The sequence below is a fragment of the Micromonospora sp. NPDC047467 genome (assembly GCF_040643095.1).
Lineage (GTDB): Bacteria > Actinomycetota > Actinomycetes > Mycobacteriales > Micromonosporaceae > Micromonospora.
This window is the reverse complement of sequence record NZ_JBEYTO010000017.1, coordinates 1-10,191: the sequence shown is the minus strand read 5'-3', so window position 1 is coordinate 10,191 and position 10,191 is coordinate 1. Positions and strand designations below refer to the sequence as shown.

10 protein-coding genes and 1 pseudogene are annotated in these 10,191 nt (G+C 73.2%); 6 read left to right on the top strand and 5 right to left on the bottom strand.

The window, feature by feature from the left end; genetic code table 11:
- Positions 1 to 15 precede the first annotated feature (15 nt).
- From ABZ780_RS30395 to ABZ780_RS30385, 3 genes are read right to left on the bottom strand one after another with little or no spacing between them, the layout of a single operon-like run.
- Positions 16 to 681, bottom strand: a complete 666-nt coding sequence (locus ABZ780_RS30395) for a biotin/lipoyl-containing protein (protein ID WP_357488238.1) — start codon at positions 679 to 681, stop codon at positions 16 to 18.
- Positions 678 to 2,426 (bottom strand): acetyl-CoA carboxylase carboxyltransferase subunit alpha, encoded by a 1,749-nt coding sequence (locus tag ABZ780_RS30390; RefSeq protein WP_357488237.1) that lies wholly within the window; start codon positions 2,424 to 2,426, stop codon positions 678 to 680. Before ABZ780_RS30390 ends, ABZ780_RS30395 begins: the two co-directional genes overlap by 4 nt.
- Positions 2,423 to 2,761 carry a TcmI family type II polyketide cyclase gene (locus ABZ780_RS30385; RefSeq protein ID WP_357488236.1) on the bottom strand — a complete coding sequence of 113 codons (339 nt, stop codon included), beginning with the start codon at positions 2,759 to 2,761 and terminating at the stop codon, positions 2,423 to 2,425. Before ABZ780_RS30385 ends, ABZ780_RS30390 begins: the two co-directional genes overlap by 4 nt.
- A 431-nt stretch (positions 2,762 to 3,192) precedes the next feature.
- Here ABZ780_RS30385 and ABZ780_RS30380 point away from each other — a divergent pair, with 431 nt between their 5' ends.
- From ABZ780_RS30380 to ABZ780_RS30360, 5 genes and pseudogenes are all read left to right on the top strand, one after another.
- Positions 3,193 to 4,005 (top strand): BTAD domain-containing putative transcriptional regulator, encoded by an 813-nt coding sequence (locus tag ABZ780_RS30380; RefSeq protein WP_357488235.1) that lies wholly within the window; start codon positions 3,193 to 3,195, stop codon positions 4,003 to 4,005.
- 93 nt (positions 4,006 to 4,098) lie between these two features.
- A complete protein-coding gene (locus ABZ780_RS30375; RefSeq protein ID WP_357488234.1) occupies positions 4,099 to 4,446 on the top strand; it encodes a TcmI family type II polyketide cyclase in 348 nt (115 codons plus the stop codon).
- Position 4,447: 1 nt separating this feature from the next.
- Positions 4,448 to 5,797, top strand: coding sequence for an NAD(P)/FAD-dependent oxidoreductase (locus tag ABZ780_RS30370; RefSeq protein WP_357488233.1), 1,350 nt, complete (start codon positions 4,448 to 4,450; stop codon positions 5,795 to 5,797).
- 1,012 nt (positions 5,798 to 6,809) lie between these two features.
- Positions 6,810 to 7,127 (top strand): annotated as a pseudogene (locus ABZ780_RS30365) (helix-hairpin-helix domain-containing protein); the annotation flags it as partial.
- A gap of 266 nt (positions 7,128 to 7,393) precedes the next feature.
- Complete coding sequence (locus tag ABZ780_RS30360; protein WP_357488232.1) at positions 7,394 to 8,599, top strand: low temperature requirement protein A; 1,206 nt, start codon at positions 7,394 to 7,396, stop codon at positions 8,597 to 8,599.
- Positions 8,600 to 8,614: 15 nt separating this feature from the next.
- Here the strand turns inward: ABZ780_RS30360 and ABZ780_RS30355 are convergent, their stop codons facing one another.
- Positions 8,615 to 9,442: a hypothetical protein gene (locus tag ABZ780_RS30355; protein ID WP_357000644.1), complete on the bottom strand. Its 828-nt coding sequence runs from the start codon at positions 9,440 to 9,442 to the stop codon at positions 8,615 to 8,617.
- Between the two features lie 252 nt (positions 9,443 to 9,694).
- Between ABZ780_RS30355 and ABZ780_RS30350 the strand changes: the two genes are divergently transcribed.
- On the top strand, positions 9,695 to 9,901 hold the full coding sequence (locus ABZ780_RS30350; RefSeq protein WP_306271566.1) for a hypothetical protein: 207 nt from the start codon (positions 9,695 to 9,697) through the stop codon (positions 9,899 to 9,901).
- Positions 9,902 to 9,992: 91 nt separating this feature from the next.
- Here the strand turns inward: ABZ780_RS30350 and ABZ780_RS30345 are convergent.
- The coding region (locus ABZ780_RS30345; protein WP_357488231.1) for a hypothetical protein at positions 9,993 to 10,191 on the bottom strand (199 nt) is incomplete at its 5' end.

Here is a 10,191-nt window from a genome sequence, read left to right as displayed (position 1 = left end):
CATTCACCCGCGCCGTCAGGCCGGATCCAGTTCGACCAGCGGCTGGTCGTACTCCACCGGCTGACCGTCCTCGACGAGGATCGCGACCACCCGACCGGCACGGTCGGCGGTCACCTCGTTCATCAGTTTCATCGCCTCGACGATGGCGACCGGTTGTCCCGGACGGACCAGGTCGCCCACCGCGACGAATGGTCCGGCGCCGGGTTCCGGCGCCCGGTAGAAGGTGCCGACGATGGGTGCCCGGACGGCCGTACGCCCGGGAACCGGCGGCCGGATCAGCGACACCGGCGGGGTGGGAGCCGTCCCACTCGGCGGCGGATCCGGGGGTACGTCCGGCCGTGCCGCCGCCTCGCCGGGGTGCCACTCCACCTCCAGCACCGTCGGCCCGCTGCGCAACTGGATGCGGCGCACCGGCCCGGCCAACTCGGCGATCAGGTGCCGTGCCTGCCGGCGCAGCCCGGCGAGCACCTCCTCGCCGTCCACCGCGTCGTCGGCGGATCCGGGCTCGTCCTTCGGGCGGCGCCCGTCGAGGCGGACGCCGCCGTTCGACGTCGTGGCGACGGGGCTCGGGTCGCGCGGCGGGTGGGTGTCGCGACGGGGTTCGTCGTGCCCGCCGAGCCGGTCGTCGAGGCCGACGAGGCTGTCGGTCGCGGCGACGTCGGCGCCCGGTCCGGCGGTCACCGGGCACCCGCCCGGGTGCCGGCGCGGGCCGCGCCGAACCGACGGAACCGCTGCCTGCGCTGGCGGACCAGGATCGCGGGCGGCACGTCCAGCAGCGGCAGCAGGTTGGTCAGCAACGCGGCGCGCAGCCGCTGGGCCGTCTCCGCCGGGTCGTCGTGCGCCGCCGTCGCCGGCTCCGGCACGATCTCGTCGACCACGCCGAGGCGGCACAGCTCGGGCGCGGTCAGCCGGAGCGCGCGGGCGGCCTGCGGCGCCGCGGGTCGGTCCGGCCAGAGGATGGCCGCGCAGCCCTCCGGGCTGATCACCGAGTAGACGGCGTGCTGGAGCATCAGCACCCGGTCGGCGACCGCCAGGGCCAGCGCGCCGCCGCTGCCACCCTCCCCGGTGATCACCGCGAGCACGGGGGTGGGCAGCACGGTGAGGGCGAGGATGTTCTCCGCGATCGCCGCCGCCTGGCCGTGCTCCTCGGCACTGACGCCCGGGTCGGCGCCGGGCGTGTCGACGAGGGTGACCACCGGCAGGCCGAGCCGGGCGGCGAGGCGCATCAACCGCAGCGCCTTGCGGTGCCCGGCCGGGCTGGCCATGCCGAAGTTGCGGGCCACCAACTCTGCGGTGGTGTGGCCCTTCTGGTGGCCGATCACCATCACGTGCCGGTCGGCCAGCCGGGCCACGCCGCCGACGACGGCCGGGCAGTCCCCGCCGAGGCGGTCGCCGTGCAGCTCCACGAACCCGTCGAAGACGGAGTCGAGATAGTCCAGTGTGGTCGGTCGGCCCGGGTGACGGGCGATCCGCACGGTGTCCCACGCGTCCCGTCCCGCCGGCTGCGGGCTGCCGTCGACGGGCGCCCCGCGCGTCGCGTCCACCACCGGGCCGCCGCCGGTCAGGCGCTCGCGGTACGACGCCGGCTCCTGCCGGGGTACGGGCGGACGGGCCGGGCGGCCACCGGGAGCGGCGGCGGCGAGCAGCGCCGCCAGTCGGCCGCGCAGTGAACGGCGCTGCACCACCATGTCCACCTGGCCGTGGCGCAGCAGGAAGTCGGCGGTCTGGAACCCCTCGGGCAGCGCCCGGCCGGTGACCTGGCGGATCACCCGAGGGCCGGCGAAGCCCATCCGGGCACCGCTCTCGGCCAGCACCAGATCGGTGTTGGTGGCGAACGACGCCGCCACCCCACCGTAGGTCGGGTCGGTGAGCACGCTGACCGTGAGCAGACCCGCCTCGCGCAGCGCGGCGATGGCCTGGCTGACGGTGGCCATCTGCATCAGCGACAGCGCGCCCTCCTGCATCCGCGCCCCGCCGGACGCGGTGACGAGGATGAGGGGGATGCGGTCGTCCAGCGCCCGCTCGGCGGTCCGGGTGATCATTTCGCCCACCGCGCAGCCCAGGCTGCCCCCGAGGAAGCGGAAGTCCATCACCGCCAGGGCCGCCGGGTGCCCGCCGATGGTGGCGGTGCCGCAGACGACCGCCTCGGGCAGGCCGGTGCCGGCCCGCGCGGCGGTGAGCCGGTGCGGGTACGGCAGCACGTCGACGAAGTCGATCGGGTCCACCTCGGGCAGCAGGTCGGGCAGGAGGCACAGCGACCCCGGGTCCACGAGCTGCCGCAACCGTTCCGGGGCGCCGAGCCGGGCGTGCTTCCCGCACTCCGGGCAGACGTCCAGGTTGCGCCGCAGCCGCTTGCGGTAGAGCAGGCTCGCGCAACCGGCGCAGCGGGACCACAGCTGCTCCTCCCGAGGCGCGGTGGCGGTCACGAGCGCCGCCCGGCGTCCGCGGCGTCGAACCGGTAGAAGCACTGCGCCATCGCGTCGCGCGGCGAACGCCAGGTCGGCAGGTACGGCGAGACGTACGGCCGGAGCCGATCGCTGACCCGTACGAACTCGGGGTGGTCCCGGACGGCCTCCACGGCCCCCTGCGCCGGTTGCTCGGTTTCGAGCAGGTGCACGTAGAGGTCGTGCAGTCGGTACAGCGAGCGGTGCCGGACGCCGACCAGGCGCGGCAACTCCGTCGCGTCCGACTCGGCGAAGATCTCGGCCACCCGTTCCTCGGCGGTCGGGACGACCTTCGCGACAATCAACGATCGGTCCATGGCTGGGCCTCCCCCCACGGCGTCCGGCCGGCGGGTGAGCCCCCGGGCGCGCTGGACGACTGCCGACACGATGCGGCAGCCCTCGTCACGACGGCGTCACCGCGACCGACCGGCCAGCGACGCCGGATGGTGACGCTGCGTTGATTCAACCTGTGAGTCAGCTATGTGCACGCTGCCCCTCGATCAATGTTTGAGCAGTTCAGAACCGATCTCACGGTTGCCTGCCTATCGACAGAAGGCTGACGCCGCCGTTGACTCACCGTGACCGCGATTGATAATCTTCACCGCGGTCAGCCCGGCGGCTCCGGCGGGCGGCGCCGCGCCCGGGTGGCCGTGGTCGCGCCCCACCGCAGGGGTCGACAGCGGCGTCACGGGCAACCATCCGGGACACAGCAGACAGTCGGGACGAGCGTTCCGCAGGGGGTGCCGCCGTGACCGCTGATCCGTCCATGCCGACCGCCGGAGGTCCTCAAGCCGCCGACGTCTCGCTGCACCTGCTCGGCGGCTTCCGGCTCCTGCGCGACACCACACCGGTCGTCGTGCCGCGCGGTCTGCAGCGCGTGATGGCGCTGATCGGGCTGCGCCCCGGCGCCCCTCGCAGCCAGTTGGCCGGGCTGCTCTGGCCCGACGCGTCGGAGGAGAGGGCGCTGTCGTCGCTGCGCACCGCGCTGTGGCGGCTGCGACAGGACCCGTGCTGCCCGATGACCATCGCCGGCGACACGGTCCGGCTGCACCCGACGGTCCGATTGGACGTCGACGAGCTGGTCGGCACGGCCGCCCGGGTCCGCGACGGCGACGACGTGCGGACCACCGCCGGGGCGCTCGCCGCCGGCCGCCACGACCTGCTGCCCGGCTGGTACGACGACTGGGTGCTGCTGGAACGCGAGCGACTGCGTCAACTGCGCCTGCACATGCTGGAGCAGGTGGCCGCGCAGCACCTCGTCGCGGGCCGGCACGGCGAGGCGTTGCAGGCCGCGCTGGAGGCGATGGCCGCCGAGCCGCTCCGCGAAACGCCACACCGGCTGGTGGTCCGCATCCATCTCGCCGAGGGCAACGCCTTCGAGGCCGTGCACGCCTTCTACGTCTACCGCGACCTGCTGCGCCGCGAGCTGCGGCTGGAGCCCAGCCCGGCGATGAGCGCCCTGCTCGACGACACGCTCGCCCCGATCCGCGCGGCCTCCCGCCCGGTGGGCACCGGCCGGGAGGTCTCCGGCCGGCCGTCACCGGCGGGCCGGCGCACGTGACGGCGAGGTGACACACCCTGCGCGACGGTGGGCGAAACGAGCACGTGACCGCCGGCCCGAGGGCCGGAAGCGGCCACCGGCGGAAGGGGTTCCATGAGTCGTCTGCTGATCGTCAGCCGGATCGTCCCGGGCGCGGAGGGTCGGGTCGCGCAGATCTTCGCCGAGTCCGACGCGACCGAGTTGCCGGGTCTCACCGGTGTCGTCCACCGATCCCTCTACAGCCTGCACGACCTGTACGTGCACCTGATCGAGACCTCGGACGTCGACCCGGACGCGCTCGCCGCCGCCCGCAACCATCCGCTCTTCCGGCAGGTCAACGAGCGGCTCGCCGCGCACACGTCGCCGTACCTGTCGACCTGGCGCTCCCCACAGGACGCGATCGCCGCCTGCTTCTACCGATGGGACGCGGTCGACGCGACCGCGGCGCACCCGGCCGGCTGACGTGTCCGCCACGACGCCCCACGTCCTGATCATCGGTGCCGGCACCGGCGGGCTGTGCCTGGCGCACGGCCTGCGCCGCGCCGGGATCAGCGTCGCCGTCTACGAACGGCACCACCACCGCACCGAAGGGCTGCTCGGCTACCGGGTGGGCATCGGCCCGACCGGTAGCCGGGCGCTGCGCGAGTGCCTTCCCCCGGAGTTGTTCGCCACCTTCCTGGCCACCTGCGCCCGGCCGCCGCGCTACTTCAACGTGGTCACCCAGAAGCTGAGCGAAACCGCCTCGTTCGCGCTGCGACCGGATGCCGACCCGGTGCACACCGAGCACTCGGTGGCCCGGATGACGATGCGCCAGGTCCTGCTGACCGGCCTGACCGACGTGGTGCACTTCGACAAGACCTTCGTCCGGTACGAGCAGCGCGACGACGGCACCGTCACCGCGTACTTCGCCGACGGCACCAACGCCACCGGCGACCTGCTGGTGGCCGCCGACGGCACACATTCGGCGGTACGCCGGCAGTACCTGCCGCACGCGGTCATCCGGGACGCCGGCACCGTCAACATCGCCACGAGGATTCCGCTGACCCCGCACACCCGCGACCTCGTTCCGGAGCGGGTCCGTCAGGGCATCTCGCTGATCTTCGGCACCGGCGGAATGATGGGCGTCCTGCACGTCATGGAGTTCAAGTGGGGCGCCGACCGGGCGATCAAACCTGGCGTCGGTGACGCCGACGCCGCTCTGCTGCGCGGCTGGCCCGGCCTGGCCCACGACACCACGACCGACAACATCAACCTGATCATCTGGAGCACCGCCCGCCGTTTTCCCGCCGATGTCATGCAGTTACGGGGTGACGCCCTGATCGGGCTCGCCCTGGACCTCACCCCGAACTGGCATCCGCACCTGCGGGAACTGCTCAGTCGCGCCGATCCGGGCAGCGCCCTGCCGATCAGGGTGGCCACCTCCGTGCCGGTGCCGCCCTGGAAGAGCACCACTGTCACGCTGCTCGGCGACGCCATCCACACCATGACACCGGGACGCGGGGTGGGCGCGAACACCGCGCTGCGCGACGCCCGCCTGCTCTGCCAGCAGCTCACCCGCGCCGTCGACGGCGACAAGACGCTGGTGCAGGCCGTGGCCGACTACGAGGCAGCGATGGTGCCGTACGGCTTCGCGCGGGTCACCGAGTCGCTCAACCGCAGCGGCACCAACGGCGACGACCGGATGTACCGGCCGGTGGTGGGTCGGCTCGCGCTGCTCGGCGCACGCGGCTACTTCGGAGTGACCAGCCGGGTCCCGCGCCTGCGTCGCCGGTTCGTCGACGACTTCCACACCTACGAGGGCGACCAGGACTGAACCCCGCCGCCACCGACCCGGGCACGGCGTCCCCGCGCCCGGGTCGGTTGCCGCGCGAGGGCGTCCCGGCGCGACGCTGCGTCACCTGTCACGCACCCCGCGAGGTGCTCGTCCCACCCACACCCTCCCCGACCGATCCCTCCTGTCGTCGTCACAGCGCATGTGCGAAGCTGCGGCGAGTTTTTCTCGTGACTTTTCCGACGACAGGAGAGGGAGGTTCGCCGTGGAGTGGTCTATCGGACACTCGCTGATAGTGGTACTGGCACTGGTGCTGGGCCTGGCCGCAGGGTGGTTGCTGCGCGGCCGGCAGGACGCACGGGCCAGCGGGCAGGGTCCGTCGATCGTGGACGGTGACCCGGTCGCCGGCCTGGCCAGGGTGGCCACTCCGGTGGCGCCGGCCACCACCGACGAGGCCCGGCCGGCGGCGACCGTCGACCCCGCCCCGGTAGCGCTCGTCGACGAGCCGGCCCCGGTCGACACGGTCAGCGCTCCGGCCGCGGTGACCACGTCGGACGATCCCGCCCCGGCGGACACCCCGAACACCGTCGACCTGGGCGACATGGCCCTGACCGACGCCCCGCCGCCCGTCCCGGCCGCGACGGCCACGGACGTGGCGGACGTGCGCCCCGAGCCGGAGCCTGCCGCGACCGAGAAGCAGCCCGCCCCGGCGACCATCGTCGCTCCCCGCGAGCCGGCGGACGACATCCCGCACACCGACGCCCCGCCGGCCGAGGCCACCCAGGCCGACGTCACGCCGGTGGAGGTCACGCCAGCCGACGCCACCCAGGCCGACGCCACGCAAACCGACGCCCCGCAGACCGAGGTCACGCCGGCCGAGGTCACGCCGGCCGACGCCCCGCAGGCCGAGGTCACCCAGGCCGAGGTCACCCAGGCCGACGCCCCGCAGGCCGAGGTCGCGTACACCGAGGTCATCCCGGCCGAGACGACGGCTGCGGTTGCGGCGGGCGCGACGTCGGCGGACGCCGACGACGCCGAGCCGGCGCGGGCCACGCCGCCGGTCCGGCCGGCCGCCACGCCGCTGGCGCCTTCGGTCGCCGACAGCGCACCGGATGCCACGGACGCCGGCCCGGCCGACGACTTCCGCCGGATCCAGGGGGTCGGGCCGAAGATGGCGGCGGCGTTGCAGTCCGCCGGAGTCCGCACGTACGGCCAGCTCGCCGAGCTGGACGAGGCGGCGCTGCGGGACCTGATCCGGGCCGCCGGCCTGCGGGCCGCGCCCAGCCTGGCGACCTGGCCCCAGCAGGCGCGGGTGCTGGCGGGTGCCGCGGACGAGGCGGTCGCGGTGCTGCCCGGCGGCGACCAGGGCTGACGGTGACATCGAGCCCCTGGCGGCCGTTCCCACGGGACGGCCGGCCGGGGGCTCGGCCCGTTCGGGCGGGCAACCGCACGCTGCCCGTGATCGGCTCGGCCGCACGACCGTGGACAGTGCGCCGTCCGGACGTCCAGGAGGCCGGAGGGATCACCCTCGTTCGGGGGGAAACCGGACGAGTCCGGGCAGCGCGGCCGTCTGCTCGCTAGCGTCGGTCGACGTGGACCGGATGGTCCGCCGAGTCGACCGGCACCGCAGGAGCGACAGTGCCCCACTCCGCGTCGGAGCCCGGGCCCCGCGAGGCCCGGGTGCGGGCACGCGACCCGGAGGCCTCTCGCCGGGTGACGCTGCTCGAACTCTTCTTCGACCTGGTGTACGTGGTCGCGCTCGCTCTCATCTCCCGCGAGTTGGTCGAGCGGCTCGACTGGCACCGGGCCGGCGAGGCGCTGATTCTGCTGGCCGCCGTCTGGTGGACGTGGGCGATCACCACTCTGGTCACCGACCTGTACGACCCGGAACGAACCGAGATCAAGCTGCTGATCAGCGCGGTGATGTTCGGCGCGCTGCTGATGACGACCGCGATCCCGGAGGCGTTCGGCGCCCGGGGTCTCGTCTTCGCCGGCGCCTACGTGGCGATCCACCTCGGGCGCGGGCTGTTCCTGATGCCGACCGTGCGTCACGACCCGCAGTTCCAGCGCCGGGCGGCGCGGATCTTCACCTGGTTCGCGGTGTCGGCGATTCCCTGGCTCGTCGGCGCGTTCGTCAGTGGTGATGCCCGGCTGGCCTGCTGGGCTCTCGCGCTCGCCATCGACTACGTCGGCTTCCGGCTCGCGTACCCGGTGCCGGGCCTCGGAGTGGTGCCGGAGGCGCAGCGCAACGTCACCGCCGAGCATCTCTCCGAGCGGTACCAGCAGTTCTTCATCATCGCCCTCGGCAACGCCATCCTGACCATCGGCACCATGTTCAGCCTGGCGCACTCCGAGGCGGTGAACATCGGGGCGTTCGCGGTGGCGTTCGGGACCACCCTGCTGCTGTGGCGGATCTACGTCCACAAGTCCGGCCAGCTGCTGCCGGTGGCCATCCAGACGGCCCGGTCACCAAGCAGGTTCCTGGTCAGCGCGCCGTACACCCATCTGCTGATGATCGCCGGAGTGGTGGCCACCGCCTCCGGGTTCGAGCTGCTGCTGCGCGAACACCCCGGCCGTACGCCACCGGCCTGGCTGACGGTGATCCTCGGCGGCCCGGCGCTGTTCCTGGCCGGCCGGTCCGCCTTCGAGTACGAGGTGTTCAGCCGGGTGTCGCTGTCCCGGCCGGGCGGCATCCTGGCGCTGCTGACCATCGCGTCGCCGGCGCTGTTCCTGCCACCGTTCTTCGCCTCGCTCGGCGCCATGCTGGTGCTGGCCTTCGTCGCCTACGCCGACTATCGCCGCAGTCGGGGCAGACCACCCGAGGTGCCGGTCCCACCGCACTGAGCCGGGCGGTCCCCCTCACACCAGCGCCCCCGCGTACCCCCGGACCCGCAGCCGCTGCCCGGCGGCACCGCCGAGGCGCACCTGCAGGCCGAGCGGCGCCGCGGCCCGGCGTACGTCGTCCAGGTGCAGCGAGCCGTGCCGGTCCACGGTGAGCACCGGCGGCTCCTCCAGCTCGCCCTCCGGTGCGTGGAAGGAGAGCAGGGTCACCGAGGTGGTGAGGTAGCCGGGGTAGGCGGCACGGGCCGCCGCCTCGTCGCGGTGCACGAGGACCACCAGGTCGTCGAGGTCGGCGAAGTCGGCGGCGAGGGCCCCGGACTTCCAGTGCGCCGGCTCGTCGGTCGCGCCGGTGCGGTGCCGGGACCGGTTCGCTGAGGTGATGTAGAGGTGATCGGAGCCGGTCTCGGCGAGCGCCCTCTCGAAGAAGGCGTTCGACGGGCAGGTCAGTCCGGGCGCGATGACCTGGGTGGTGCGCAGACCGCAGTCGACCTGGGTCAGGTGCTCGGGCAGCCCGTCGGTGGCCGGGCCCCGGAAGCCGAACGGCCCGGCGCCGTAGAGGGCGTCCATCAGGGCCCGCACCCGGCCCACCGGCAACCGGGGCGAGATCCGCGACCAGTCGAACATCGCCGGAATCCGCCCGACGCCGGTGGTGACGCTGCCGACCTGGTTGATCGGGCGGCCCTTCGCCAGGTTGACCCGGCGCACCGTGGCGGCGTCCGGGCGGGTGACGATGGCGTAGAAGTTGGCGAACGCCGCCGCGACGACCGCGCCGCCGGCCAACGCGCGGGCGGCGACCGCGACGTCCTCCGGGCAGTCGATGTACAGGGGCGGTATCGGGGCGTCCATGAGTCCTCCTGGGCAAGGCCGTGACGCAGTTCTACGTCCAGCGACCCGTGCGACGGCGAGGTCCGTCGTCGATCCGATAGCCGGGCACCGGTACGCGGTGCGGGCGGCCGATGCCGGTGCGGTACCGACGGGCCGATGGCATCGGCCGGACGGATGAGCCGGCGGGGTCGTGGGCGACCACCGTTAGCCGCGCGACCCGATTGGGTACAACGCGTACACCTCAGATCCACCACATTCCTTCAGGAGGCAGCGATGCGCGGCACCTCGATACTCGGAGTCATCGTCGTGATCTGGTTGGTGATCGGCGCGGTCGCCGCGGGCCAGCGGGGCTACTACAGCGGAGACGACACCAACTGCGCCGAGGCCGGCACCATCCTGGTCACCATCGTGGCCGGGCCGTTGAACTACATCGGCGCCAACCCCAAGGTCGACTGCAAGCTGCCCGAGCCGTCCAAGTAGGACACCCCGAGCCGCCGGCCCGCGCCCGACCAGGGGCGCGGGCCGTTCGCTGCCCGCCAGTCGTCACTCCGCACACACCGCCTTGGGCGTCCTAGGAGGCTGGCCTGCGCTCCTCCGGATCGCGTTTGTCGGCGCGGAGGGCGGGAACCGTGCCGGCCGCCCGGACGATCGGTGATTGAAGACGAGCGCGGACCGCCACAAAGACGCGGTGTAAGGTGTTGGTGAGGCAAATTCTAGTCAAAAGGAAAATAATGGAAAAAAAAAGAAAAAAAAAAAACAAAAAACAAAAA

Coding starts and splice junctions, on each gene's coding strand:
- ABZ780_RS30355 (WP_357000644.1), bottom strand. CDS start 9,442: ATGGACGCCCCGATACCGCCCCTGTACATCGACTGCCCGGAGGACGTC.
- ABZ780_RS30350 (WP_306271566.1), top strand. CDS start 9,695: ATGCGCGGCACCTCGATACTCGGAGTCATCGTCGTGATCTGGTTGGTG.
- ABZ780_RS30385 (WP_357488236.1), bottom strand. CDS start 2,761: ATGGACCGATCGTTGATTGTCGCGAAGGTCGTCCCGACCGCCGAGGAA.
- ABZ780_RS30375 (WP_357488234.1), top strand. CDS start 4,099: ATGAGTCGTCTGCTGATCGTCAGCCGGATCGTCCCGGGCGCGGAGGGT.